The sequence below is a fragment of the Guptibacillus hwajinpoensis genome (genome assembly GCF_005144865.1).
GTDB classification, from domain to species: Bacteria; Bacillota; Bacilli; order Bacillales; family Guptibacillaceae; genus Guptibacillus; species Guptibacillus hwajinpoensis_A.
Window position 1 is genome coordinate 319,551 of sequence record NZ_SWFM01000001.1, and the last position, 26,625, is coordinate 346,175.

The following is a 26,625-nucleotide window of genomic DNA, read 5'->3' on the forward strand; positions in this document are numbered from 1 at the left end:
TATTTGGTGGAGCCTAGCGGGATCGAACCGCTGACCTCCTGCGTGCAAGGCAGGCGCTCTCCCAGCTGAGCTAAGGCCCCAAATATGTAATGGTGCGCCCGAGAGAAGTCGAATCCCTAACCTTCTGATCCGTAGTCAGACGCTCTATCCAATTGAGCTACGGGCGCAAAAAATATATGGTGCGGGTGAAGGGACTTGAACCCCCACGTCGTAAGACACTAGATCCTAAGTCTAGCGCGTCTGCCAATTCCGCCACACCCGCATGTGTGGTGCCGGCCAGAGGACTTGAACCCCCAACCTACTGATTACAAGTCAGTTGCTCTACCAATTGAGCTAGACCGGCGAAGTGATGCGAAGCATATTCACACTGTTGTCTCTTCCTCTACAAGCTTTACTCTGAAGTAAGCTGCGTCGAGACAAGTCGTTGGTTTTTCGATGATGTCTTGCTCCTTGCTCTACCAATTGAGCTAGACCGGCGAATCGCTAAAATTAAATGGTGGAGGATGACGGGCTCGAACCGCCGACCCTCTGCTTGTAAGGCAGATGCTCTCCCAGCTGAGCTAATCCTCCATTAAACAGCGACTTCTGTATTATATAATGTATAACCTGAACTCGTCAACACCTTTTTTTAAAAGCGTTTTTCCGAGGACAAAAATAATCTTACCATCCTTCCCATGCAATTGCAACCCTTTTTCCAAATAAAAAAAGCAGGGATCATCCCTGCTTATACCGGCGATTTTACAAGTGGTTTTTTCTTATTCGTTGCACTGAGTTCTGGTCTTTTCCTGGTCACCATATTAGAATCATATTTGCGGTATTCTTTCATTTCAGACGATTCCCTCAAAAGCTGATCTTCTACATAGTGACGCTTTCGTTTCAAAAAAACCCCTCCTCATGAGTAATAGTTCATCATTACCCCTGCAAGACGATGTTTAAACCACTTCTTTTTATCATTTATTTAGTAGTAAAAGTTACAGGTAAAATCTATTGTATTCCCCTATACCTGAATTATGAATGATTAATCGAAAATTCAAAATATCTTTCATCATTTTTCTGTCCTTTTGACCGTTCTGTAAATGTTACTTGGCCCTGATTCGTTACTGTAATGACCGTTTGTGCTCTTGTTCCATATGAGTCAGAAGCTATAAAGATCGGAGAAAGCATCCTCTCCCATTCAATTGGAACACCTGTTTCTGGGAGAGCATCATCTGAAGCGGGATCTGCTTGATTAAGCATTTCAAACAACTGATTGATGTCTATTTCAGCATTTTGCGATAGATAGCATGATATATCGTCCTTCAAGCGATCAACCTTTGGCCAGCTAGTATTCAATAAATGATTGCTAAGACCATGGATCCCATCTTGCAACTGTTTAATTTCGTTCTGACGGTTCGAATAGTAGTACAATTCGTTAAAATGCCCTGCAATAAGATTAAAGCCATTGTATTCTGTCCTTTTTGCATTCACATCTTCCAAATATGTATTTATTCCGAGATTTGTTCTTAAATAATCTAACGGCAGATCTCCTCTGGATTTTTCTTGAGGCTTCTCTCCAGGTTCTCGGTAATTGGTTAGGGCAGCAATTTTCCCTGTGGTTGTTACACCAAGCCACGTCCCCATCGCTTTAAGATCTCGACCTGCGAGAATTTCAGGCTCATCTTCCCAGAAATGAGCTCGCTCTGTTGGCCGCTCATAGAACTCATCTCGATTCGCAACGAGAATAAAGGGGTATTTCTCATGTGCATTTAAGGCGATTCCAATTAAACACATTGCCACTTTTCTCCCTTCAAATTCAAAAAGAAAGCGCAGCGATAAACGCTGCGCTTAACTTATAGAGTACTAACTGCGTGCTGTTCACATGAAGATGAGCAGAAATGGTTATGTGATTCTTTACAAGAATCACAAACGATGTGAAGCTTGTCGCACTCAACATTCGCGCAATTAATATACGTATCTGCTGGCGTTTCACAGTGATAGCATTCCCCTACTACTTTGTCTTCATCGGTTCTGTTGACACTTACAGCAAGTCGATCATCAAATACAAAACATTTGCCATCGAAATACTTGCCCTGAACTTCAGGGTCTTTGCCGTAAGTGACAATGCCACCGTGAAGCTGAGAAACATCAGAGAATCCTTTTTTCATAAGATAGCCAGAGAATTTCTCACAGCGAATCCCACCTGTACAATACGTGAGAACCTTCTTATCCTTTTGGTCAGATAAGTTCTGTTCAATCCATTCAGGTAAATCTCGAAACGCCTTAATATCCGGACGAATTGCATTCCGGAAGTGACCAATGTCATATTCATAATCATTTCTTGCATCAATAACTATAACATCATCATCTTCTAAAGCTTCCATAAATTCCTTGGGTTCTAGATAGTTACCTGTTATTTCTTTCGGATTAATATCTTCTTCGAGACGAAGTGAAACAATCTCATCGCGTGCACGAACGTGCATCTTTTTAAATGTGTGACCTTCTACTTTATCAATTTTAAAGACCATATCTTCAAAACGCGGATCTGCCTTTAGTTCTTCCATATAGCGTTCTGTGTCTTCAATTGTGCCCGAAACAGTTCCATTGATCCCTTCAACGCCTACAAGCACCCTTCCTCTTAAATCAAGAGATTGGCAGAACTTAAGATGCTTTTTAGCAAAATATGCAGGATCTTCTATTTCGACATACTGATAATATAACAGCACTTGATATGCTGAAGCTTCTGATTGCAAATCAAAAACCACCTTTTACGTCTTCTTAAACCAATAATAAATCTTACCTTATCTCTTAATTGATGTAAAGAAGTCTATCTTTTCGGGAAATAATCATCTTTAAGCTTTTCAATTTCTGTTAATGAGGCTTCTGCCCATCGGCCGCCTTCGTGTTTTAATTCTGCAGATTGTGTATCAAGCGCTTCTTGTAATGACGCTGAATAATCAGGAACATTCCCATCATAATGATTAATCGCAGACATTGGAACGAGCGCTTTTTCAAATTCAGCGAGTGCTTTACGCTGATGAAAAAGTGGTACATCCAATTGTTTAGGATTATGAAGATCTCCCTGTGTAGGGTGCTTCATAACTGCGAGAACCTTCACGACAGCCTTAGGGGATTTCAAATCTACAATTTCACCAATATATCTTCCTGTTTTGTAACCTGCTGTAACGATTTCTCCTGGTTGAAATGATTTTTGCTCTGACATGTGAACTTCACTCCTTCATCATCTATGATTCTACACGTCGATGATATCATAAAATCCTCCTATGTCAGGAGGATTTTATCTTGTGAATACATGCTTTCCAATCTCTTTAATAATATGCCTGTTTCGTATCCAGTTATCTGTAGCCGTTTCAGGATTGTAATAGAAAAGGGCACCAGAACTTGGATCCTCTCCAATAAGCGCAGAATAAACAGCTCTATACGCATCTTTACCTGGCTGTCGATCATACTGGCCATCTGACACAGCGGTATAGGCACCGCTCTGGAATATTACTTCTTTAATGGAATTAGGAAATTCAGAAGAGAGAACCCGATTGACTGTTACAGAAGCAACCGCTACTTTTCCCTCAAAGGACTCCCCTCTTGCTTCACCACTAATTAATTTAGCTAACATTTCAATCTCTTGTACCGAGTACTTCGTTACTGACAGTTGATCTTTCGTTACTTGCTTTACATCGTTCATATGTTTAACAGGAAGGTTCAATAATAACGCTACGTCCTGTTTAGTTTCAGGTTCAGGTATGACGCGATTGGACTCTGTCATTTCCTCATCAAATAGGGAAGTTCCTGCTTTAATCATCGTCTTCGCTTCAACATGATGAGTTTGGGCAGAAAATAACGTAAGGACCAAGCTCATCGTAAGAAGAATAGATAGCGATTTGATCATAAACCCCATCCTTTCTATAACGTTCTCAATCACGCAATTAAGGTTAGAGGAAGTCGAGACAGGATTCAATAGGGAAACGCAGGACATACTTCCACATATCAGAACAGAAAGAAACTCCTTCCAGCGAGAAGGAGTTTCTTTCTTACTCTTTGAACTGACTCATGCCAAGAACCTGTAATGTTAATTCATCACTAGGGGGGTTATGAAGCCCAGCACGAACATCACGATATAGTCGTTCTAATTTATTCTTTTTCATAAGGCTACGACCACCAACTATTCTCATCGATAAGTCTACAGCTTCCATTGCGCTACTAACTGCTTGTTGTTTGGCAGCAAACAGTTGAGCTTGCATCATCATTCGTTCGTCAGGATACCGATCCCATTGATCTGCAACAGAATATAGGAAATGACGTGCAGCCACTAGTGAGAGTGCTATTTTACCGAATTTATCTTGAATATGCGGAACATCTTTTAATGGTATATCTATACTATTGGGTTGGTAATTCGAAACAAAGTTTAGCGCCTCTACTCTTGCAGCTTCAGCAATCCCGAGATAAACAGCTGGAATATGAAGCAGCCAAGCAGGTGGTAGAGATTTTGTTTTCCGTTCTTTATCATAAGTTTCCAGGAGTGCACTTTTAGGAACAAATACTTTATTAAGGATTAAATCATCACTTCTCGTTCCCCTCATGCCGAGGGTATCCCACGTTTTTTCAAGCTCTACGCCTTCTAAATTCATAGCAACGAGGAAATCGGCAGGAACGCCTTCACATGTTGCTTTTACAATAACTTGGTCAAGGTGTGGACTCAAGGTTGTAAATGTTTTTCTTCCGGTAATTGTATAGCCTCCTTCAACAGGAGTAGCTATTGTAGCAGGCAATCCTCCACGTGTAGGATCGCCAGTTTCTTCCTCCGTTTGAGCTCGATTAATAATCGACCCATTTACGACGTCGTTACATAGTTTTGTGTAGGTTTCATCTGCCCATGGTCTGCGGTCGTTTAAATCTTTTAATACCCCAAGATGCCAACCAATTGATAATGCTGCAGAAGATTCACCCTTCCCAAGCTCCTCCTGGATTAAAACGAGTTCATAAAGCGACATGCTCCTTCCCCCAGCTTGTTCAGGAATAGGAAGCGCAGTTAAACCTGACAACCTCATGTTGTCAATTATATGTGAAGGAATACTAGCTTCTTGATCTATCAATTCTGCATGTTCGCTAAGTTCAATCCGATGCTTCTCTGCTAACTTGATCAGTTCATGATCTCGTTCATTTCTTATAAATTGCCCAATCATCTTAAACACTCTCCTTTTGTTACCGATTTAACGTCTAATTATGAGGTGATTTCTAATAGTTCATCGATCCGTTCTTTTTCAAAACCAATAATCACTTCTCCATCGATAACAATTGTTGGTGTAGACATCGATTGATGTTCGTTAATGAGCTCATTCCGAGCAGCAGTATTCTCCTTGATATTTAGTAGTTCGAAGGCAATTTCATGCATTTGGAAGTAGTTTTTTACAAATTCACAAGGTGGGCAAGCTGGTTGGGTATAAAGCTTCACGTCTTTCATTTATCATCACATCCTATCGTTCATATACAAATAAATCCGTCTAAAACATACCACCACGTTGCTTATCTTTCAACTCTTTCGTTTTAGAAAGTTTGTCAATCGATACCAAGGGGAAATGGGTTGCTGAAGGTGTTTTGAAACTTTTCTCGAAATCTAATCGTATACAATAATAGAGGTTTACATCCTAACGATTTCATTCTATTGAAGGAGTGACATATATGAGTCTTCAACCTGAACAATCAAACGACCAGCGTGCGGCAGAAATTATACAAAGCTTTTATCATGAAGATGATACAGATAAGCTACTTCAGTCTCTTTCAGGACTAGGAGAAGATGCACAAAGAAATGCGGGTGAATCACTTGAAGCACTGAAACGACCAGTTAAGGGAATGATTGACCAGCCTAACAATGATTTACCCGATCATCTTCATAAATTAAGAGAACATGTATCAGAACTTGAACCTTCCTATCTTAAGAAAAGTAAATTCAATAAGTTAGTGAACCGAGTTATGGGTCGAAATGAAGTTGAACAATATGCTAAAAAGTACAAAACAGTAGAATCCCAGGTTGAGGTGATTGTTGAATCACTTCTAACAGGTAAGGATAAGCTCCAGGAAGACAATGTGATGCTGAAGGAATTAAAAGACGTTGCAAGAGATAGAATTGGCGGACTTGAAGACCAAATGGAGCTTGGACAAACCCTCATGAAAATGCTTGATGACGAAGCTTCTAAAGAGCAGTGGAAAGAAAATCCTCTTCCGATTCAGAAAGCGCAGCAGAAGGTTGTTAGCAGAGTGAAAAACATGTCACAGGCTGTTATGGTTCTTCGTCAATCCATGGCATCAGTAGACCTTATTATTGAAAACAACGAAAAGCTTGAAGAAGCGATTTTTAATGCCGTAACGATGACCAAAAACATCATTACCGTTACAGCATCCATACAACTTGCACTAGGTAACCAACAAAAGGTCATTTCCGCTGTACAGAATGTAAACGAGGCGACAGAATCCATGTTGTTAAGGAACGCGGAGATGTTGAAGCAAAATACAGAAGATACAGTCAAAACGCTCGAAAAACCAGCTATTGCGATTGAATCTTTTCGTAAAGCCTATAACGATGTGTTTGAAGCAATTGATATTACCGAGAAATCAAACGTCCGGATAATCGACAGTGGTAAGAAGTTTATTACTGAAATGAATGATTTAAATAAAGAGATGAAAGCTAAATTAGACAGTTCGACTCAGAGGCAGAAACAGCTTTCTGATGCTGCAGATCGATTTTAATGACAGGAGGGAATAGTATGGGGCTTTTCGATTCTCTAGAATCACAGTGGCTTGAAAAGCTTTTACCACCACAGTATAAAACGGTGGAACCATCGCTTTTACAGGACGCCAGTTCGACTAGCTTCCTCACATACGCAGAAAAGTTACTGGATGAGTTCATTGATAAACTCGACCAAGGTTCAGACAAACCACAGAAATGGAAGCGATCTGAACATGGCTATACGATATATTTGAAAATAAGAAGAAACCTAATTCTATTGTCCGGCTATGACAGTCAAAAAAACAGAACATCAATGCCCAAAAAGTTTTTCATTCAGTGGGAAAGGCAAATGGTAGCTAAGAAAGACCATGGACGCTGTAAGCAAGGGACGATATTAATAAATGACAGAGGTCGTATTATTAAGAGAAACATTAAACGATCGCCCTTCTTCTCGGGAATTTTTCAACGGATAAGATTGTTGGACCATTCGCTACTCGGTACATCACCAACTGGTACGAGTCACTCACCCACAATTGATCCTCTTCTCCTTGATCACCTTGACAAATTACAACGAATAACTGGACATTCATTCATTCAAGGGGTCATTCATTCTAGATCTACAAGACTGATTAATTTATTTCGAAAGATTCTGCCTGAGCTTGAGCCTTTGGATCTTGAAGAACGGCATATTGTGAAACGAATGCTTTCTACTGAATTGCCAGATTTGTTAACAGGATATATCTCACTTTCCCCTGAAAACAAAGAACTTCGCCACCAGGATTTGTTTCAAGCGCTTTGTCAGATGGAATTAACCCTTCACGAATTTCTTGAGAAAATCGAAGGAGATCGGCTATCACGCGTGGATCACCTTCTGAAAGTAAGCAAATTAAGATACGATAAATAAAAGCTAGCTGTCGATGAGGCGACAGCTAGCTTTTCTATACTTCTTGTTCAATATGTTCTTGCATGAGATTTTGAATACGTTCGTCTACTTCTTCTTGAGTTAAACCATGCTCTGCAACATAGCGATTTCGTGGGGATGTTCTACATTCATGCGTACATCCACGCAAATATTTATGCTCGTTCTCCTCTGACGTAATAATTTGCTTATTACATTCAGGGTTACCACAATTAACATAGCGTTCACACGGCTCGCCTGTAAAATAGTCTTTTCCAACTACTACATGGTCTTTTTGATTAATTGGAACGGAAATTCTACCATCGAATACATAACACTGCCCATCCCAGAGTTCGCCCTGCGTCTCTTCATCTTTACCATACGACACGATACCACCATCGAGCTGATTAACATCCTGAAATCCTTGATTCATCATCCATCCTGTGAATTTTTCACAGCGAATGCCTCCAGTGCAGTAAGTGAGAATTTTCTTCTCCTTCTGATCAGCAAGGTTCTCTTGGACCCATTCAGGTAGGTCACGGAAATTCTGAATATCAGGGCGAATCGCTCCGCGGAAGTGACCTAGATCATACTCATAGTCGTTACGAGTATCTAAGATGATAACGTCCTCCTGTAGCATCGCTTCACGCCATTCTGCTGGTTTAAGATGCTTGCCACCCACTTCATTAGGATTGTGATTATCTTCAAGACGAAGCGTTACAAGTTCATCTCGATAGCGGACATGCATTTTCTTGAAAGGATGTTCTGTTGCTTCATCAATTTTGAAGAACAAATCAGCAAAGCGCTCATCAGCATGCATCATATCCATATATTTTTGAGTATCCTCAATTGTTCCAGAAAGTGTTCCGTTAATGCCTTCTTCCGAAATAAGGATTCTGCCTTTTAGATTGTTTTCCTTACAAAATGCAAGATGTTCCTCTACATATTCTTCAGCTTGATCAATTTGAACATATTTATAAAACAATAAAACGCGATAGTCTTTATCCATACTAGTATCTCCTTTATTTCACTGTTTCCTTTTGCCAGTCTTTGAACCGTTCCAAAAACTAATTATAATAAAATTTACTCAAAATGCAAACCGAATCGCTTAAACTAATCTGTTAAGCAGATTACAAACAAATCAATCGGCATTGCTTTTATTGCTACAGACAGCAGTTGAAACAGTGAAAAAATCACGCTTGTTTAATAGATGGCTCGACAATAACTTCAACGTTCCCCTTAATAGCACGTGTAATCATACACCCTTCTTCTGCCTGATGAGCAATTTTATGAATTTGTTCACTCAATGCTTCATCTGGCTTTTCTGAAAGATATATGACTGGATAATGATGAATTGACTCTACATGTAGTCTTCCTTTTTCACTCACGATTAATTTAGAAGAAATTGTAATATCTTCAAACTGAATTTTGTTTCGCTCTAAATACAATCCAATTGTCATAAAGTAACAGGCTGCAGATGAACTTAACAACAATTCATCCGGATTCGTACCAATCTCACTCCCACCCATTGATGCAGGGATAGATACTTCTGTCGTTAAATGATCTGTACTAATCTTCCCCGCTCCAGATAGTCCGCCTTTCCAACTTCCATTCAGTTCAAATACATGAGCCATATGATGCCCTCCTTTAAGTAGCGACAAAACTCCACTCGAATGAGTGGAGTTTGTCTTTAACAATATTGTTCAAAAGCTCCCGTTAAGTTCTCAACGATTTCTTCTACTTCATGGTCTTCGATTTCTTCCCTTGGAATGAAGTGAAGGACCTGTCCATCTTTGAGTAGTGCAATAGAAGGTGAGGAAGGTTCATATCCTTCTAGATATTCACGCATTTTTCCTGTCGCTTCTCTGTCTTGACCAGCAAAAACCGTAACTAAGTGTTCAGGCTTTTTGTCATTCTCAATCGCCTCACGTGCAGCAGGTCTTGCAAGCCCAGCTGCACAGCCGCAAACAGAATTAATGAAAACGAGAGACGTTCCTTTTTTTTCAGTAATGAAGTTCGCAACCTCTTCAGGTGTTGTAAGCTCTTCAAATCCAGCTGATGTTAATTCATCACGCATTGGTTGTGCCATTTGGCGCATATATTCTTCGTATGGGTTCATATCCGATACCTCCCGATTTTAATTGGACTTTCTTGCCTGAGTCATTTGGTGCCAGACAGATCCTTTTGCTTCTTCTCCGCCTTTAATACGCTCTAAAGCCATACCTGCCTGCATCTTCACTTCAAACTCTGGGTCTTGAGTTGCTTCTTCTAAGGCTGGAATAGCTGTATCATCCCCCACTTCATACAAATACATCGCTGCTCTCCAACGGACAAGCTTGTTCGGGTCCTTTAACGATTCAACCATTTCTGGAATCGCTTCTATATAACCTAAATCGGACATACAGTCACCTGCCGTACGCCTTACGGTCACAGACTTATCACGTAAAGCTTGATATAGTAGCGGAAGCACTTCTTTTGATTCGATCATCCCGAGATAGACAGCTGCAAGTCTTCGTACTGAAGCTTTTTCGTCTTTCAATGCTTTCTCAAGTACAGGTAAATCAGAAAGATCCGGATCCATCCGATCAAGAGCAGCATATCTTGATTTCCAATCTGGATCATCCAGCATCTCTAAAGTTACTTTTTTCTTATTTGTTTTTCTCGTTTGAGTTGTCCGATTCGGATCAAACGCGGACTTTACAAGATCGTCAAGGCGCTCTTTGCTATATGTTGCTGCTATTTCTTCCGTTACTTCAGTTCCGATGTCATCAGCTGCACCATATCTCGGACTTTGCTCTTTCCATTCTCGCTCCATTACCATGTTATCAGATGCTGAAGAAGCGTTCATAGCCGCCTCCATAAATCGATCTGGGAGTCCAAAACGATGCTCCTTATCCCCCTCTTCAAGCTTAACCTGCATTGGAATATCACGGAACATCTGGATGAATACCTTCACTTCTCCAAAGTCTTCAACTTTCGCCTGATCAGAAGCGGGAGACTCTTCACTCTCCTGTCCAAAAGCTTCCCTAGCGCCTGGTAAGATATCTTCCCAAGCGTATCTAGCATTTCGTTCAAGTGCGATAAAATCCATCACATGATAAAGACCTTTCACTCCTGGAACAGCCATCAATTTCTGAATAAAATCCGGTGCATCCGTTAGGTCACTATCCTGTTTATACTGGCGCGTATCACCAGCTTCTAGTTCCTCACTTAAGTTAATTTTCATCGAATTTGGACTTGGTGTCGGTTCGATTGAAACAATCTTCATGCAATCGCCCCCTTCTATTCGTGATTTTATCATATGTGACTACGCTCTACCATTACAGTGATTCATTGTTCAATCTTAACCACTGTAGCGTTTTTCCTGTATTCATTATAAAAGGAAAGCACCTCGTCCACATATTCATCACTCTGGTTGTACGCAAATAATGCACTCTTAATTCTTCCTTCACTAGCCCCATTTGCAGAAAGGTAGCTTGCAGCTGTATAAGCTGCATCTGTTAGGTTATATGGGTCAGCTTTACCATCACCATTCCCATCTTTTCCATAACCACCATATTTATCGATCAGTTTAGGATCCGTTATATCAACTAAATCATCTTTATCCAGTTCACCAAGCCTACTGCCACCGTAGCTCCATCCTATCCATGTGAGTGGCATGAACTGATAATGTCCAATCGCACCTTTTGGACTTTCGAGTTTTGACATGGTTGAAAACTTTGTTTCTACACGATGAACAGCAGCAAGTAGTTCCCATTGCATCCCATATTCTTCAGCAGCCTCTCTGTAGAGATCCATATACTCTTCTGGAACATGTGACTTTTTCAATGGAGTGGGAAAAGCAGCAGGGTTCTTCTGTAAAAGAACCCCACATACTACGCTTATGATGACTGTAACTAGAATTGCTACACTTGGTCGTTTCAAATTATTACTTCCTTCCTAGCTGCGGTCGTTCCGATCTTGAAATTCTTCACTCGGAAGATGAATCCACTTACTTAGATAGCCATGATTATAAAGAGCTTTAATTAAAATGAGTAAAATTGGTGATAGTACAACACCTGCAATACCAAACAGAGAAAGAGATATAATCATAAATGATAGAATCGTAAATGCTGATACGCCAAGCGAATCTCCTGTTATTTTCGGCTCCATTATTTGTCTAACTAGCATCACGACTGCAAGCAAAATCAACAATGATATAGCAAGTGATGAATGGCCAACTGCAAATAGATAAATAGCCCATGGTACGAAAATAGCAGAAACACCAAGCAGTGGCAGAACATCAAAAAATGCTGATAAAAGCGCAAGTGTAAATGCATTATCTACTCGTAATATCCATAAACCGCAAAGAACTAGTACGAAGGTTATCGTGATTAGTTTAAGCTGAGCTTTTAAATAGGAAGCAATCCCACTAAGTACGTTCTCTTTCAGAAAATAATAAGCGGTTTTAAAAGTATTCGGCGTACGTTTCTCTGCAATACGCTTCCACATATCAATTTCAATACTTAAGAAATAGGCTAAGACGATTCCGATGATGAAATTGATCACAAGGGTTGGAATCGATGTAACAAAAGCAAACACACTATTCAAAAATGAAGTTAGCATGATCGAAGCCTTCTCTACTAATGTTAGAGAGAAATCCTGTGCTTTTTGAAGAACATCTGGTGGAAGCGCGTTTAACTGAAGCTGGCCCCATTGAACGTAGCTCATTACCTGTTCTTGAAATGTAGCAACGTAACCAGGAATCAATGCAATTAAATTCTGTAATTGTAGAACAAATATCGCTCCAGCAAGAAATACAACGCTGACCACGACTAAAACAAATAAAAGTGTTGAAATTGTTGTAGCTGCCGTTTTTCCAAGCCCTCTTCGATTTAAGAATCGAGCAAAAGGCTCAATAATTAAGAAGATGACATAGCCTACAAGAATAGGAGCGGCAATATCAAATAAGAAACTCGATACGAGCATGATAAGAAACACGGTTAATACGATAAGGCCGATATCAAATGCCGTTCTCGCATACCGTCTATAAAAAGTTAACACGTTGTCACCTCACTAAATTCATCTGTCGTAAGCATATCGGTTTTAAAGCTAAATTTCCATAACAAAAAAGAAGGGAATTCCCTTCCTTTAAGATTATACCTTAATCCTTGAAATTGGTTGCTCTGCTGGTCGTCCAAAATAATACCCCTGTCCATAAGTCATTCCAACATCCTGGCAGAATTGAGCTTCTTCTTTTCGCTCAATCCCCTCTGCAAGAAGTGTAATCCCCTCTGCTTCAGCAATTGAAACCAATTCAGATAGTTTAGACTGCTTAACGATATCCTGATCACAAAAAGAAATCACACTGCGATCAATTTTGGCGAAATCCGGCTTTAATTCAAGGAGCATCTCCTGAGTTGCGAATCCTGTTCCAACATCATCCAGCGCCATTTTCATTCCTTCAGCTTTATATGTATTAAAGATGTTTTTCAAATGGTCGATTTCATTTATTTTCTCTGTCTCTACTACTTCAAACACAAGATCATTTGGGTCCACCTCATATTTTTCAACTGCCTTGAACGTTGTCCTGAGACAATGGGTTGGATCGTAGATAGAAGACGGCAAAAAGTTAATAAATCGCTTAACCCCTCTAGGAAGGGTTTCTGCACTTACTCGAATAGAAGAAATTCTAGTAGCACTATCTAGAAATGATTGGAGACCAGACTCTCTTGCCATTTGAAACAATTCATATGGTTGAAAAGGGTAATCTTGTTTTATTGGACGCATTAGAAATTCATAACCGGTTATTTCATTATCCTCTAGCTTAATAATAGGCTGCATATGGTTAGTAAACAATGAGCCGTTCATAATTTCTATGTAATCTGGTCGTTGCACACGGGAATAAAAGTGAGGAAAGGTTATGGCTGTTGCTCCCTTTATTCCAGGCTCTGTTAGTGTTGAGCAATAAAACATTTCTTTAGCTGCCTTATTAAAGGAATTATTAATCAGCTCACAAAGTTCTTTAAGTTCATGTTCATTATCATAAGAAACCACAATAGGATTTGCCGATTCCAAATTAAAGATTTCTCTTAAGCTTTCAACTAATTGAGGAGCTGGTGTGTAGACTTCTAAGTACCCCTCAAGTAATATTTGTGGAATCGCATTGCATTTAGAGCAAGCAAGCATTCATAATCTTCTCCTTACCTTTACTATAGTTCAATCTTTAAAGTCATAAAAAAGCAGAGGATTTATCCCCTGCTTTTTTTATCGGACAAGTTCCTATTTATTTTAATAGATTTTCATACAAATTAAGGTATTCTTCAGATGACGCTTCCCACGAGTAGTCCAGATGCATTGCTCTTGAAACTAACTTATGCCATGTTGTTTCGTCATGATGATAAAGATTGAGAGCAAGCTTAATCGTATCTAACATCTCATGCGCATTATAGTTGGCGAAACTGAAACCATGCCCTTCACCCGTGTACTTATTAAAAGGAACAACTGTATCCTTTAATCCACCTGTTTCACGAACGATTGGCAAACTTCCGTATCGAAGTGCAATAAGCTGACTAAGTCCACACGGTTCAAACTGGGACGGCATGAGAAAGAGATCAGAAGCAGCATAAAGTTGGCGAGCAAAACCATCATCAAAATATATATTAGCTGAAAATCTTCCAGGGTAACGAGCCTCCGCTTCACGAAGCATATGCTCGTAATGTTCATCGCCAGTACCAAGTACAACAACTTGAATATTCTCTTCCATGATCTGTGGTAGCACGCGGAAGAATAGATCAATCCCTTTTTGTTCAACTAAACGTGTAATCATAGACAAGACAGGAATTCCTTCCCCAACCTGTAGACCGAGCTTCTTCTGCAAATCTGTTTTGTTTTTCTCTTTCAACAGCTGCTGAGTAGCCTGATATTTAAAAGGAAGCGCATCATCAGATGCAGGATCATACAGTTCTGTGTCAATACCGTTTATAATGCCGACAAAATCTTGCTCCCTTTTGCGCATTATTCCATCTAGGTACTCTCCAAAATAAGGTAGCTTAATTTCATCAGCATATGAAGGACTTACCGTTGAAATGTAATCCGAGTACACTAGCCCACCCTTCATGAAGCTGACATTACCATGAAACTCAACGCCTTCATTGTTGAAATGAAGCTCACTTAAATCGAGAAGGTCATGTAAAATTGATTTCGGGAAAACGCCCTGGTAACGCAAATTATGAATGGTATAGACAACCTTCATCGACTCATAAGTTGGATGATTACGGTAATGTGCTTTCTTTAATACCGGAATCATACCAGTTTGCCAATCGTGACAATGAAGGATATCAGGCTGCTCATCAAGATAAGGAATAGCTTCTAATACGGCTTTACAGAAGAATGAGAATCGTTCACCATCATCGTAGTACCCATAGCTCCCACTTCGCTTAAAGTAATACTCATTATCAATAAAATAATACGTTATGCCGTCGTGTTTCAGCATTTCAATTCCACAGTATTTATGACGCCATCCTACAGATACTGTAATTGTATCCTTAAGCTTAAGTTGACTTTTAAATGTTTCGTTCATATCTTGATATTTAGGCAATATAACGGATACGTTTACTCCCTGTTTCTTAAGAGCTCTTGGTAGCGCTCCTATTACATCCCCAAGGCCCCCAGTTTTAATAAATGGGTGGCCTTCAGATGCTGCAAATAAAACATTCATTTCAAGTTCCTCCTACTAGATAACCGTGGATTTGGCAATGACTCGAGGCTGATCTTCTGACCTAACTGTCTCACCAGGCGAAACGGAAACGTCTTTATCTAGAATAACGTTCTCAATAATCGCACCTTCACCAATTTCACATTTTTGCATGATAATGCTATTACGAATAACTGCCCCTTTACCAACTCGAATACCTCTGAATAGAATGCTATTTTCTACTGTACCTGAAATAATACATCCATTTGCAACAAGGGAGTTTGAAACATTTGAGCTTTCAAGATACTTTGCAGGCGACTCATGTTTAACCTTCGTATAGATCGGCCCTTTATTGTAGAAAAGTTCTTGTGTCACATTTGGATCGAGCATCTCCATGCTATAGCGATAATAACTTTCGATGTTATCAATAAAAGTAACATATCCTCCAAAATGATAGGCATGAACATGGTAACGGTCCAGACTACCTGCAATGGCTTCATTAATTGAATCATATTTTCCTGTTTTTACACTATCTTCCACAAGGGAGATAAGCAGGGAAGAATTCATTAAAAATGTATTTAAATACACATTATCTCCTGGCAATGCCTCAACATCTAGGTTTAGACGATCAACACGTTCATCATCATTAGTGTATAGAACATTATAATTTCTACCGCTTGTATAAGGGTCATCACAAGGCTTATAGACAACAGTTATGTCAGCATTTTGTGCTTCATGTTCTTGAATGACTTGATCAAAATCTACATTCCAGACAAGCTGACCATTTGTAACAAGCACATAATCAGAAAGGCTCCTCTTAAAGTAAGAAAGATTTTCGTAGAAAGAACTAATGTCTCCATCACTTTTTCTCTCATCGTCAGCAGGTGGTTGAAAGAACAGACCTCCTCTGTGACGATCTAGATCCCACTCTCTACCAGAACCAAGGTGATCAAAAAGGGAACGATATTTTTCACGTGTAAACACTGCTACAGTATTAATACTTGCATTGGTCATATTCGATAACGAAAAATCAATTAAACGATACCGACCTGCAAAAGGAACAGAGGCAAAGCTCCGATGATTTGTTAACTCACTCAAGTTGTTTTTTTCGTCGACTAGATTAATTACTCCTACTACTTTTTTCATCGATTCATCCTCCTATCCTATTTTGGTACCGAAACAATTTCGCCATCAGCAATCAATGAAATGGAACCATCATTGGAACCAAGTGTCATACCATCTTCCACGATTGTACCGCTCTCAACGATTGCATTTTCAATCGTTACATTTGCACCAATTTTTACATTTGGCATAATGATGGAGTTTTTAATTGTACTTCCGAGTCCTACGTGGACTCCGTAGAATAGAACGGATCTATAAATATCTCCATAAACAACACACCCCTCATTCACAAGTGAACGCGTAACTTTCGCCTGTGGCGCAATATATTGTGGTGGTTGGTTCGGGTTAACAGAATAAATCTTCCATGCAGGATCGTTTAGAATTAGAGAGGGATCATCATCCAATAAGTCCATATTGGCTTCCCACAAGCTTTGTAATGTTCCAACGTCTTTCCAGTATCCGTTATATGAGTAGGCAAAGACATTCTTTTCATCTTCAATCATGGCAGGAATAATGTCTTTTCCAAAGTCATTCGAGGATTCTGGATTTTGTTCATCTTCTGTTAAATATTTCTCAAGAGCTTTCCAGTTGAAAATATATATACCCATTGATGCAAGGTTTGTTTTAGGTTCAGCTGGCTTCTCTTGAAACTCAACAATTCGATCTTCATCATCTGTGTTCATGATGCCAAATCGACTAGCCTCATGCCAAGGCACTTCCAACACGGCGATTGTCGCATCAGCACCACGTTCTTCGTGGTAATCAAGCATTTCAGAATAATCCATTTTATAAATGTGATCTCCAGAAATAACGAGCACATATTCTGGATCATATTGTTTGATATAATACATATTCTGGTAAATGGCATTGGCAGTACCTCTATACCATTCTCCACCCTTTTGACCTAGATAAGGAGGTAGTACTGATACGCCTCCATTTTTACGATCAAGGTCCCACGAACTTCCAATTCCAATATAAGAATTCAATATGTAAGGCTGATATTGTGTTAGAACGCCAACCGTATCAATACCAGAGTTACTACAATTACTAAGGGTGAAATCAATAATTCGGTACTTCCCTCCAAATGGGACAGCAGGCTTTGCGAGACGTGTGGTCAACTTTCCTAATCTCGTTCCCTGCCCCCCTGCAAGTAGCATTGCAACACAGCGTTTTTTAGACATAGCGACTTCTCCTTTCAAGGTTGCTTTTATTTTTTTTGCCGAGAATCACAATACCAAGTGGTGGAACTTTTAACATCAGGCTATGCGGTTGATTATGATAGGGCTGTTTCTCACTCTTAAGCGTCTCTGCGTTCAGCTGGCCTGATCCACCATACTTTTCTTGATCGCTAGTAAACATTTCTATATATGCACCTGTTGAAGGGACACCAATACGATAATCGTAATAAACATTAGGAGAAAAGTTGATTACTGCAATATCGCAATCACCTTTTGCTTTTCCTTTTCTCATAAATGTGAGTACGGATTGAGAATTGTCATTTGCATCAATCCATTCAAATCCTTCTTGTTCATGATCAATTCGCCACATGGCTCTTGACTCTAAATAGAAATGATTCAAGTCCTTCACATAGGCATTCATTTTTTTGTGCATTTCATAATCAAATAACATCCAATCAAGTTCAGATAAATCTTTCCATTCATCAAATTGACCGAATTCTCCACCCATGAATAGCAGTTTCTTGCCTGGATGAGCCATCATATAGCCGAATAACGTTCGAAGATTAGCAAATTTCTGCCAATAATCTCCTGGCATTTTATTAAGAAGCGACTTCTTCCCGTGAACAACTTCATCATGTGATAAAGGAAGAAGATAATTCTCTGAGAACGCATAAAAAAACGAGAACGTTAGCAAATTATGATGATGTTTCCGGTCGTCCATATGAAGTTCCATGTATTTTAGAACATCGTTCATCCATCCCATGTTCCATTTATAATTGAATCCCAGACCGCCTTCATGAATCGGGGCGCTAACAAGAGGATAATCAGTTGACTCTTCTGCCATCATTAAGACATTAGGGAATTTCTCAAAAATTGTTCGGTTCAATTTCTGTAGAAATTCTTTAGCAGCTATATTTTCTCCTACATCAACGCCGCTACCATCATCATGATGATAAAGTAACATTTGAGAAACGGCATCAATTCGTAGGCCATCAATATGGTAATAATCAAACCAGAAAACAGCATTTGATATAAGAAAGCTTACAACTTCTGGCTTGCTATAATCAAAATTATAAGTGCCCCAATTAAGGCGTTCAGCTCTTGCGGGATCTGAAGGTTCAAAAACAGGTCCACCATCAAACTGACCTAGACCATGTGCGTCTTTACAGAAGTGTGCAGGAACCCAATCTAGAATAACTCCGATATCTTCTTGGTGGCAGCGATCAATAAATGCTTTCAAGTCTTGTGGTTCACCAAATCGACTTGTGACCGAAAAATATCCTGTGAGCTGATATCCCCACGATCTGTCAAACGGGTGCTCCATAATAGGCATAAGTTCGATATGTGTATAGCCGTGTTCTTTTACATATGGGATTAATTCATTTGTTAGATCACTGTATGAATAATACGACCCATCCTCTTTCCTCTTCCACGAACCTGGATGAACTTCATAAATGGAAAGCGGACCATGATACGGTTCCGTTTTCTGTCGTTTGTTCATCCATTTTGAATCTTGCCAATCGTATTCGTCTACTTTTTTAACAATAGACGCGGTTTTCGGCTTTAATTCAGAATAGAACGCGTATGGATCAGATTTCATTAAAACCTCTCCACTACTTGTTTCTACTGCGTACTTATAAAGCTCGTTCTCAGTAAGGTCTTCAATGAATAATGACCATAGACCTGATTCTTCAATTTTCGTCATCCTATGAGAAGTTTGATCCCAGTGATTAAAATTCCCAGTTACTGATACGGCTGCTGCGTGAGGAGCCCAGACTGTAAAGCGTACTCCATATCGTCCATTCTCCGCCCTTAAATGCGCTCCCATGGAACGATACGCCTGAAATAAATTTCCCTGATGAAATAAATACCGATCGTAATCTGTCGGCATCATTACAGTCATTGCGACACCTCGCTTTCAAAATAAAAGTATAGGGATTCCGCCTTAGAAATCCTTTACATCTTACAGATTCGACAAACGATGCGGTGTTTCCTTTTAAAAAATAATTTGTCGAAAGAAAAATGATTTTTCGTCAAATTTCGAAATTATTTTCATAAAAAAAAGGGCCTGCGCTATTTTGCGCAGACCTTTATGTCCAATTATGATACATTTTCTTGCATTTCATTCATTCTTTCCTGAAGTTGGTAAGCCATAGAGATCGACCATGCAAGTGGAGTGTTTTTATTCGGAATATCTGTTCCACCAATATACAGTTCTGGAATTTTTCCACTCTCAGGCGTTATACTCATTGTCTTCGACCAGTACTCATTCATTTTATCAAGTTCACCAATTTGTTCATAACACAATCCTAACCAAGGAAATCCAAAACACCATTCTGCTTCGCTACCTTCATTATAGTACTGATCGTTCTCATATCGGATAATACCCCGTTTACGTTCAAGGCGACCAGTTACACGATTAAGAATTTGGATTGCTTGTTGTCTTGTTACAACATTTAAAGGATAAATTAAGGATAATAGCGATAAGTCGGTTTCTTTTGTCTCACTTTCACATGGAAGGAGCTTATTCAAAGCCTCTTCGCCTTTTTGAATCATGTAGGCAGGAACATCAACAAGTGTATTAACTGCCTTTAATCCAGCTACACATGCCCCGACGCTTGAAGCATGAACTTCAACATTCTCTTCCCACATGCCGTTATCAGGACTTTCCCAGTACTTAAGACATTCTAAATAATCAACAAGTTTTTGAACAATTCTAAGGTCGACTTTATCTCTTAAGACTGGTTTACCGTTTAGAATTCCCTGTCCTATTCCGTAAAGCATAATGCCAATCGCATCATTTTGGGCATGACCCCACTCTACGGGTATTTCTTCAAGATTTTTCGTGTATCTTGCGTGGATGTATTCGTGAAGATATTGTGGTTTTTGTTCTGTATGGATATCTAACTTCCACTCATATTTTCTAAGTAATGAGAGCAACGCATGATAAGCTTTTTCGTACCTTGTACATTTTGAATTTAAATATGGCATCACTGCATAGCATACATCCCTGATCCATACGTAATCGTAGTCATCTGAAGTACTTGCAACATATGCGCCATTAGGTAGTCGCATGCTTTCAAGTACACTGTGCAGCTTATGTTGATTCATATTCCTCACCTGCTCCTTATTTTTTACTACAATTATACCCTTTTCGACAATTTTAAACCTTTTTATTGTACGAAAAAGACTAACCCAGGAAAAAAGGTCAGTCTAAAGTCTGATTAATCGCAGCAACTTCACCAGTTTCTGGCTCCATTCGATACACGTAATCAATATACGAAAGAAGCTGATCTCTGGCTTCTTTAACTTTAAGGAATTCCGTTTCGCGTATAAACGCGTAAACGAAGGTTTCAATTCGCTTTGACAGAATATCATCTTGGGTTTTCATCATCAATACGCTTAAATCAATACATGCGCAGTGGTGAGTGTAATAAAGAGCTTTGTCATAGTCAGTAATGTCCAATGACTTGCCCCCTTTCTAGGAGCTTACCTATAGTATCTACATGGCAGCTCCGCTTACACGAAGAAAAAGATAACAGTCATATTATGATTTAAGGATGGTAAAGCCGTCTTTCTGTTCTACTTTCTTTTCCTTTAATAACTTCCCCATCGCGCGCTTGAACGCAGCTTTACTAATGTTAAATTCTTTTTTAATGGCTTCAGGATCACTCTTATCTGTAAATGGCATCTGATTATCACGTTCCCTCATGTACGCTAGAAGGCGATCAGAGTCCTCAAGTCTTGCTTCTTTAACAAGTGGTCGTGTTGAAACATTTACTCGACCATCTTCTCTAACAAACGTTATTCTCATCGACAGTCGCTGTCCAAGTCTTACCTGCTCTTTCATCTCATCTTTATGAAGATATGCAAGGTAACCTTCACTTGTTAAAATCGAAACACCTTCATCTAAAAATCTGAAGACGAGTCCCTCAACTTCCGTATTTTTGGATTCAGCTGGGGCAACGATTGAAAGCTCTTGAATTTCTTCAAATTTGCTTAAATCGGCAAAAAGACGCTGCTTTTTGTCAAGCTTTAATCCGCAATACAACTCATCACCAATCGCTGGCCATGTTGCCCAGTCGTAAGGAAGATCGTCTTTTGAAAGAAGCATGTCCTTTTGAATTCCAATATCTACAAAGACACCAAGACTGTGCTTTACTTCTACCACTTTAAGAATGGAAAAAGAGTCCAGTGTTACAGTTGGCATCGTTTCTGTTGCAGAAAGTCTGCCCTGATGATCATGATACAAAAATACTTCTACCTCATCATTTTCTTCATATTTATTTTTAGCTTCTCTTTTGTGAAGCATTACATCTTCATAACCATTCGTTAAGAAGTAGCCGTATTCCTGCATACGCGCTACGCGTAATTGTGTAATTTCTCCTGCTTGTAATTCACTTGCCAACTTGATTCACGCCTTTCTTTTTTCTCGTCTTAGTATATCACTTCATACGCTCGTATTTTATCATTTATCATAAAAGTTTTTATCCTGTAAATACTAACATCGACACAAATCGAAAAGGAGTCGTGAACGATGTCTACTTACCGTAAAGTCGAAGAAATGTTAAAAAACGCACATGAACTTGTTGAATATGCTGATGAACAGCTACAGCTTGCTACAAAACAGCAACCAGCAGTAACAGATAAAGGATACACTGAAACTCAGCAGCTGCTTGAACGCATGTCTGTAGAGCTTGATAAAATGATTCATAGTGCAAATCCTGAACAGCGTGATGCTTTATCAAGAGCACAACAGCAAATTCAGGATTGTCAAAATGATTTTATATTAGGATTCGACACATGAGATCTGCTGTTAGCAGATCTTTTTTTTTTGCTCTTTTCGTATACATTGGTGCTTTAAAAGTGGGTTAATTTCCGCTCCAGGGTGCTCGCTTTCCGCAAGGCAGGCGGTGAGCCTCCTTCCGCTCCAATTACCTAAGTGTGGTTTTTTATATAAAAATTCTTTCAAAATCAACAACCTTTTAGAAAATCCCCTAAGAAAAAGATCCGAACTCGCTCGCCATCTTCTCAGAATTTTTTCTTCTCGCTTTTCTTGCCTTCATTCGATCAAACCCACCGTCGTGGACATACTTTTCTTCTTTTGTTTCTGGAATAGCTTCAGGTACTTTTGCTGGCTTGCTGTTTTCATCCAATGCAACAAACGTTAGAAATGATGTCGCGCAAACTTTCTTTTTTCCTGTTAACACGTTTTCTGCAAAGATTTTTACGAATACTTCCATTGACGTATTGTGTGTCCAACTCACATACGATTCAAGACTCACGACTTCCCCTTCTCTTATCGGACTAAGAAAATCAATGGAATCGGCTGAAGCAGTAACAACAGCTGATCGAGCGTGCTTCGATGCAGTTATGGCAGCAATGTCGTCAATGTAAGCCATGAGCTTACCTCCGAACAAGGTGCCATGAGTATTCGTATCAGATGGTAACACAAAGCTTGATTTAGTTGTTCTAGAAGCTCGGATTAATTTTTTTGGTAAAGCTGTGTCTGACATGGTTTCTTCACTCTTTCTAGAAAAGCCCGATTGCTGTTCCGTCTTCTGAAACATCCATATTAAGGGCTGCTGGTTTTTTTGGTAGTCCAGGCATTGTCATCACATTGCCTGTAAGAGCCACAATAAAGCCTGCTCCAATAGAAGGTCGAAATTCTCTTATTGTAATCGTAAATCCTGATGGCCTACCAAGTAAAGCAGGATCATCCGATAGTGAATATTGCGTTTTTGCCATACATACTGGAAGGTGACTCCAACCGTTCAGCTCAAATTCCTTTAATTGCTTTTGTGCTTTTGAAGAGAACTCTACGCCATCTGCACCATAGATCTCCGTTGCGATTGTCTGAATTTTGTCCTCAATCGGCATATTAAGATCATATATGGGCTTGAACGTATTTTCTTTATTCTCAATCTCATTAAGGAGTGTTTGTGCAAGTTCAACGCCACCTTCTCCTCCTCTTGCCCATACGTCTGTTAATGCAACGGGAATACTATTTTGTTCACACCAATTAAGAAGAGTATTTACTTCAAGCTCAGTGTCAGTTACAAATCGATTAATTGCAACAACGAATGGCAATCCGTACTTTTGTATTGATGCAACGTGATGCTCAAGATTTGCAAGTCCTTTCTCAAGTGCAGATACATTCTCTTCTTTCAATTGGTCTTTCGGTACACCGCCATGCATCTTTAGCGCTCGAATTGTTGCGACAATAACAGTCGCAGCAGGATCGATATCCCCTGCTCTCGTTTTGATATCAAAAAATTTCTCTGCTCCAAGATCTGCGCCAAACCCTGCTTCTGTAACAACATAATCGGAAAGCTTCTGAGCCATCTTTGTAGCAGCGACACTGTTGCATCCATGTGCAATATTAGCGAATGGTCCACCATGGATAAGCGCAGGCGTATTTTCAAGTGTCTGGACAAGGTTAGGGTTCAATGCATCTTTAAGAAGTAACGTAATCGCACCCTGGACACCAATATCTGAAACCGTGATCGGTTCTTTCATTGCATTGTAACCAACAACTATAGAAGAAATCCTTCTCTTTAGATCAGGTAAATCAGAAGCAAGACAAAGAATTGCCATAATTTCTGAAGCTACCGTAATATCAAAACCATCTTCTCGTGGGACCCCTTGAGTCGGTCCTCCTAGCCCTACTATCACCTGGCGCAAAGCTCTGTCATTTAAGTCCACTACGCGTTTCCAAGTTACTCTCCTCGTATCAAACCCAACTTCATTTCCTTGATGGATATGATTATCAATTAAAGCAGATAGAGCATTATGCGCAGAAGTAATCGCATGAAGATCACCAGTAAAATGTAGGTTGATATCTTCCATTGGCATTACTTGCGAGTACCCACCACCTGCTGCACCACCTTTAATACCCATGCTCGGACCAAGAGAAGGTTCTCTCATTGCCACAATTGCTTTTTCACCGATACGATTTAGTGCTTGAGCTAGTCCTACTGTTACGGTACTTTTCCCTTCTCCTGCAGGGGTTGGGTTAATCGCAGTTACGAGTATGACTTTTCCAGAAGGATGATCGTTTAAACGCTTCATCGTATTTAACGAGATTTTCGCTTTATAATGACCGTATGGCTCCCACTCATCCTCTTGGAGACCTAGATTATGAGCAATATCTTTAATTCGTTTCATCTCTGTTGATTGAGCAATTTCAATATCACTTTTTATCTTTAAATTTGATTTCATAAAACCCCTCCAGTGAGATATGTATTCCATTTTACATCTTACCCAAGTTTATTCCGTTCGTTAAGGATTATCTACAAAATTGAGCACATCCTTGACAATACTGTTATTATTCGGTATAGTTAAATTAACCATTTATCACATAGGATATTTGAGTTAAACAAACGATTCTTTTGTGTGAAGCTTTTACACAAAATTGGTCATGTTTCTCAATTTTCTTTGAATGGTTTAAATTTTAAGTGCACAAAGATTGTGCTAAGCTTTTAGGAGGAACAAACATGCAAAACGGTAAAGTAAAATGGTTTAATGCAGAAAAAGGATTCGGCTTCATCGAAATCGAAGGTGCTGAAGACGTATTCGTACACTTCTCAGCAATCAATGACGAAGGTTTCAAAACACTTGAGGAAGGTCAAGAAGTTTCTTTCGAAATCGTTGAAGGAAATCGCGGACCTCAAGCTGCTAACGTAAACAAACTCTAATTATATATATGAGCTTAAGGAGCAGATCTTCGGATCTGCTCCTTTTATTGTTTCATTCGTTTAATGTCGACATCGTTAGGTCATACTATTCCTGAATGATTTGTAAAGGTGGGATAGTATGTCAGAACCATATTCTGATCTTCAACAGATTGAAATGTCTATCAAGTCTGCTCAGCACCTTGTTGGACAAGCGACTAAGAGTATGAATGACAATCAGTTAAAAGCAGCACAGGATGCGATTAATCAGGCTAAAGAGCAATTCCAGCAAGCACTTTCACACAAAACAGGAACAAACGAACAGTTCTATGAATTCTCAAGTGAACTTATTGAGAAGTGTGAGACACAACTAAAAGAAGCGAATGAATAAAAGAAGCAGCTCCGGCTGCTTCTTTTATTCGTTATCTAATTCAATTGAACTGCTTATTTCTGTACCCTTCAATGCTTGAACAGCTAGACGATGAGCTTCTTTGTTCTCATCTCTTGCAATGTGTTTGTAGATCGGTTGAAGTCTTAGATCACGTAATGTTTCTTCAATACGGTCCATCCACCTATTTAAAAGCGGCTCATAAACTGCCCACTCTCCAGAAAGCTGGTTAATTACAACTTGTGAATCACCTTTAATTAGAATTTCAGTATCTTCTACATCAATCGTCTTCACTTCTTGTAGTCCAACCCACAATGCTGCGTATTCTGCTTCATTATTGTTTTCAAGATAATCCATCGATCTGTTTACTCGAATACGTTTTTTTCTTCTACCTTCATAAAAATAAATAACAGCTCCGCATCCAGATTTTTTGGATTCTTTATCAAAGCTACCATCAAATACGATTTCAATTGAAGCTGGTCGTTCTTGCTTTTTCGTCGTAAATGTTTCCAGCTCTTTAAGAGACCATTTTGTTCCACGATCATCAAGGAAGTAAAGATCAATGGAGCGTCCCGTTTTTGCAATATCACGTGCAAGAAGCATGGCTTCATTTGAACCCATTTCATCGGAAGTCATCCATGACTGTATGCCACGAGGGGTTTTATACTTCCATTTCACAATGACAAGCATGCTTTTTCACTCCCCTTACGTTAGATGTTTTCCTAACTGCTTTAGTTCATCTCCTACAGAACACTCCGTTATACAAAAGCGTTGAGCATGACATTTACCATAGTCGTGCTGATTGACACGCTTTAATAAGCAATCCTGACAATATGTATCAAGGATTAACCCTACCTCCATCATAACATCTTTCTTTTTCATACTTTTCACTCCTAAGCACGATCCCTTCTTAACAGCTTTCTCCTTTTACCTTAAATGTATGTCTTCTCTGTTAGAACATGATTATGATAAA

General features: G+C 39.4%; 30 protein-coding genes and 5 tRNA genes. 5 read left to right on the forward strand and 30 right to left on the reverse strand.

What is annotated here, in order from left to right; all coding sequences use genetic code 11:
* Positions 1 to 4: 4 nt before the first annotated feature.
* From FBF83_RS01540 to FBF83_RS01590, 12 genes are all read right to left on the reverse strand, one after another.
* A tRNA-Ala gene (locus FBF83_RS01540) sits at positions 5 to 80 on the reverse strand.
* 10 nt (positions 81 to 90) lie between these two features.
* Positions 91 to 167: transfer RNA gene (locus FBF83_RS01545), tRNA-Arg, on the reverse strand.
* A gap of 10 nt (positions 168 to 177) precedes the next feature.
* Positions 178 to 262 (reverse strand) — tRNA-Leu (locus FBF83_RS01550).
* Between the two features lie 5 nt (positions 263 to 267).
* Positions 268 to 343, reverse strand: a tRNA-Thr gene (locus FBF83_RS01555).
* A gap of 151 nt (positions 344 to 494) precedes the next feature.
* Positions 495 to 570, reverse strand: a tRNA-Val gene (locus FBF83_RS01560).
* 154 nt (positions 571 to 724) lie between these two features.
* Positions 725 to 880: a hypothetical protein gene (locus FBF83_RS20655; RefSeq protein WP_169525140.1), complete on the reverse strand. Its 156-nt coding sequence runs from the start codon at positions 878 to 880 to the stop codon at positions 725 to 727.
* Positions 881 to 1,008: 128 nt separating this feature from the next.
* Positions 1,009 to 1,770 carry an NRDE family protein gene (locus FBF83_RS01565; RefSeq protein ID WP_136945394.1) on the reverse strand — a complete coding sequence of 254 codons (762 nt, stop codon included), beginning with the start codon at positions 1,768 to 1,770 and terminating at the stop codon, positions 1,009 to 1,011.
* 59 nt (positions 1,771 to 1,829) lie between these two features.
* Positions 1,830 to 2,729, reverse strand: coding sequence for a rhodanese-related sulfurtransferase (locus tag FBF83_RS01570; protein WP_136945395.1), 900 nt, complete (start codon positions 2,727 to 2,729; stop codon positions 1,830 to 1,832).
* A gap of 74 nt (positions 2,730 to 2,803) precedes the next feature.
* Positions 2,804 to 3,199, reverse strand: coding sequence for a kinase-associated lipoprotein B (locus FBF83_RS01575; RefSeq protein ID WP_136945396.1), 396 nt, complete (start codon positions 3,197 to 3,199; stop codon positions 2,804 to 2,806).
* 75 nt (positions 3,200 to 3,274) lie between these two features.
* Entirely contained in the window at positions 3,275 to 3,883 is a 609-nt protein-coding gene (locus tag FBF83_RS01580; protein WP_240687952.1) for a cell wall hydrolase, read from the reverse strand.
* A gap of 142 nt (positions 3,884 to 4,025) precedes the next feature.
* Entirely contained in the window at positions 4,026 to 5,177 is a 1,152-nt protein-coding gene (locus FBF83_RS01585; RefSeq protein ID WP_136945397.1) for an acyl-CoA dehydrogenase family protein, read from the reverse strand.
* A gap of 38 nt (positions 5,178 to 5,215) precedes the next feature.
* Positions 5,216 to 5,455, reverse strand: coding sequence for a glutaredoxin domain-containing protein (locus FBF83_RS01590; protein ID WP_136945398.1), 240 nt, complete (start codon positions 5,453 to 5,455; stop codon positions 5,216 to 5,218).
* A gap of 218 nt (positions 5,456 to 5,673) precedes the next feature.
* Between FBF83_RS01590 and FBF83_RS01595 the strand changes: the two genes are divergently transcribed.
* Positions 5,674 to 6,738 carry a toxic anion resistance protein gene (locus tag FBF83_RS01595; RefSeq protein WP_136945399.1) on the forward strand — a complete coding sequence of 355 codons (1,065 nt, stop codon included), beginning with the start codon at positions 5,674 to 5,676 and terminating at the stop codon, positions 6,736 to 6,738.
* 17 nt (positions 6,739 to 6,755) lie between these two features.
* Entirely contained in the window at positions 6,756 to 7,622 is an 867-nt protein-coding gene (locus tag FBF83_RS01600; RefSeq protein ID WP_136945400.1) for a hypothetical protein, read from the forward strand.
* A gap of 34 nt (positions 7,623 to 7,656) precedes the next feature.
* Here FBF83_RS01600 and FBF83_RS01605 read toward each other — a convergent pair whose 3' ends face one another.
* The 14 genes from FBF83_RS01605 to FBF83_RS01670 form a co-directional block, all read right to left on the reverse strand.
* Complete coding sequence (locus FBF83_RS01605) at positions 7,657 to 8,625, reverse strand: rhodanese-related sulfurtransferase (protein WP_136945401.1); 969 nt, start codon at positions 8,623 to 8,625, stop codon at positions 7,657 to 7,659.
* A 184-nt stretch (positions 8,626 to 8,809) separates the two neighbouring features.
* Positions 8,810 to 9,250: an OsmC family protein gene (locus tag FBF83_RS01610; RefSeq protein ID WP_136945402.1), complete on the reverse strand. Its 441-nt coding sequence runs from the start codon at positions 9,248 to 9,250 to the stop codon at positions 8,810 to 8,812.
* Positions 9,251 to 9,306: 56 nt separating this feature from the next.
* Positions 9,307 to 9,735 carry a BrxA/BrxB family bacilliredoxin gene (locus FBF83_RS01615; protein ID WP_136945403.1) on the reverse strand — a complete coding sequence of 143 codons (429 nt, stop codon included), beginning with the start codon at positions 9,733 to 9,735 and terminating at the stop codon, positions 9,307 to 9,309.
* Positions 9,736 to 9,753: 18 nt separating this feature from the next.
* Positions 9,754 to 10,884 carry a conserved virulence factor C family protein gene (locus tag FBF83_RS01620; RefSeq protein ID WP_136945404.1) on the reverse strand — a complete coding sequence of 377 codons (1,131 nt, stop codon included), beginning with the start codon at positions 10,882 to 10,884 and terminating at the stop codon, positions 9,754 to 9,756.
* A gap of 62 nt (positions 10,885 to 10,946) precedes the next feature.
* Positions 10,947 to 11,540 (reverse strand): lytic transglycosylase domain-containing protein, encoded by a 594-nt coding sequence (locus tag FBF83_RS01625; protein WP_136945405.1) that lies wholly within the window; start codon positions 11,538 to 11,540, stop codon positions 10,947 to 10,949.
* Positions 11,541 to 11,555: 15 nt separating this feature from the next.
* Positions 11,556 to 12,659: a sporulation integral membrane protein YtvI gene (gene ytvI, locus FBF83_RS01630; RefSeq protein WP_136945406.1), complete on the reverse strand. Its 1,104-nt coding sequence runs from the start codon at positions 12,657 to 12,659 to the stop codon at positions 11,556 to 11,558.
* 93 nt (positions 12,660 to 12,752) lie between these two features.
* Positions 12,753 to 13,784: an EAL domain-containing protein gene (locus FBF83_RS01635; protein ID WP_136945407.1), complete on the reverse strand. Its 1,032-nt coding sequence runs from the start codon at positions 13,782 to 13,784 to the stop codon at positions 12,753 to 12,755.
* A 97-nt stretch (positions 13,785 to 13,881) separates the two neighbouring features.
* On the reverse strand, positions 13,882 to 15,315 hold the full coding sequence (gene glgA / locus FBF83_RS01640; protein ID WP_136945408.1) for a glycogen synthase GlgA: 1,434 nt from the start codon (positions 15,313 to 15,315) through the stop codon (positions 13,882 to 13,884).
* Between the two features lie 15 nt (positions 15,316 to 15,330).
* Positions 15,331 to 16,437 (reverse strand): glucose-1-phosphate adenylyltransferase subunit GlgD, encoded by a 1,107-nt coding sequence (gene glgD / locus FBF83_RS01645; RefSeq protein ID WP_136945409.1) that lies wholly within the window; start codon positions 16,435 to 16,437, stop codon positions 15,331 to 15,333.
* A 17-nt stretch (positions 16,438 to 16,454) separates the two neighbouring features.
* Positions 16,455 to 17,594 carry a glucose-1-phosphate adenylyltransferase gene (locus tag FBF83_RS01650; RefSeq protein WP_136945410.1) on the reverse strand — a complete coding sequence of 380 codons (1,140 nt, stop codon included), beginning with the start codon at positions 17,592 to 17,594 and terminating at the stop codon, positions 16,455 to 16,457.
* Positions 17,587 to 19,494, reverse strand: coding sequence for a 1,4-alpha-glucan branching protein GlgB (glgB, locus tag FBF83_RS01655; RefSeq protein WP_136945411.1), 1,908 nt, complete (start codon positions 19,492 to 19,494; stop codon positions 17,587 to 17,589). Before glgB ends, FBF83_RS01650 begins: the two co-directional genes overlap by 8 nt.
* A 197-nt stretch (positions 19,495 to 19,691) precedes the next feature.
* Positions 19,692 to 20,702, reverse strand: coding sequence for a glycoside hydrolase family 15 protein (locus FBF83_RS01660; protein WP_136945412.1), 1,011 nt, complete (start codon positions 20,700 to 20,702; stop codon positions 19,692 to 19,694).
* Positions 20,703 to 20,799: 97 nt separating this feature from the next.
* A complete protein-coding gene (locus tag FBF83_RS01665) occupies positions 20,800 to 21,057 on the reverse strand; it encodes a YhdB family protein (protein WP_048309652.1) in 258 nt (85 codons plus the stop codon).
* Positions 21,058 to 21,138: 81 nt separating this feature from the next.
* A complete protein-coding gene (locus FBF83_RS01670) occupies positions 21,139 to 21,999 on the reverse strand; it encodes a S1 RNA-binding domain-containing protein (protein WP_136945413.1) in 861 nt (286 codons plus the stop codon).
* 129 nt (positions 22,000 to 22,128) lie between these two features.
* On the opposite strand from FBF83_RS01670, the gene FBF83_RS01675 reads away from it, so the two are divergent.
* Positions 22,129 to 22,398, forward strand: a complete 270-nt coding sequence (locus FBF83_RS01675) for a DUF2524 family protein (RefSeq protein WP_136945414.1) — start codon at positions 22,129 to 22,131, stop codon at positions 22,396 to 22,398.
* Positions 22,399 to 22,588: 190 nt separating this feature from the next.
* Here the strand turns inward: FBF83_RS01675 and FBF83_RS01680 are convergent, their stop codons facing one another.
* Both FBF83_RS01680 and FBF83_RS01685 read right to left on the reverse strand, forming a co-directional pair.
* Positions 22,589 to 23,107 carry an acyl-CoA thioesterase gene (locus FBF83_RS01680; protein ID WP_136946451.1) on the reverse strand — a complete coding sequence of 173 codons (519 nt, stop codon included), beginning with the start codon at positions 23,105 to 23,107 and terminating at the stop codon, positions 22,589 to 22,591.
* Positions 23,108 to 23,123: 16 nt separating this feature from the next.
* Complete coding sequence (locus FBF83_RS01685; RefSeq protein ID WP_136945415.1) at positions 23,124 to 24,812, reverse strand: formate--tetrahydrofolate ligase; 1,689 nt, start codon at positions 24,810 to 24,812, stop codon at positions 23,124 to 23,126.
* Positions 24,813 to 25,087: 275 nt separating this feature from the next.
* Between FBF83_RS01685 and cspD the strand changes: the two genes are divergently transcribed.
* Both cspD and FBF83_RS01695 read left to right on the forward strand, forming a co-directional pair.
* Positions 25,088 to 25,288 (forward strand): cold-shock protein CspD, encoded by a 201-nt coding sequence (gene cspD, locus FBF83_RS01690; RefSeq protein WP_136945416.1) that lies wholly within the window; start codon positions 25,088 to 25,090, stop codon positions 25,286 to 25,288.
* 118 nt (positions 25,289 to 25,406) lie between these two features.
* Positions 25,407 to 25,655, forward strand: a complete 249-nt coding sequence (locus tag FBF83_RS01695; RefSeq protein ID WP_136945417.1) for a DUF2564 family protein — start codon at positions 25,407 to 25,409, stop codon at positions 25,653 to 25,655.
* 24 nt (positions 25,656 to 25,679) lie between these two features.
* Here the strand turns inward: FBF83_RS01695 and FBF83_RS01700 are convergent, their stop codons facing one another.
* Together FBF83_RS01700 and FBF83_RS01705 are read right to left on the reverse strand one after the other, a co-directional pair.
* Entirely contained in the window at positions 25,680 to 26,342 is a 663-nt protein-coding gene (locus tag FBF83_RS01700) for a reverse transcriptase-like protein (protein ID WP_136945418.1), read from the reverse strand.
* Positions 26,343 to 26,357: 15 nt separating this feature from the next.
* On the reverse strand, positions 26,358 to 26,534 hold the full coding sequence (locus FBF83_RS01705; protein WP_136945419.1) for a zinc-finger domain-containing protein: 177 nt from the start codon (positions 26,532 to 26,534) through the stop codon (positions 26,358 to 26,360).
* Positions 26,535 to 26,625 lie beyond the last annotated feature (91 nt).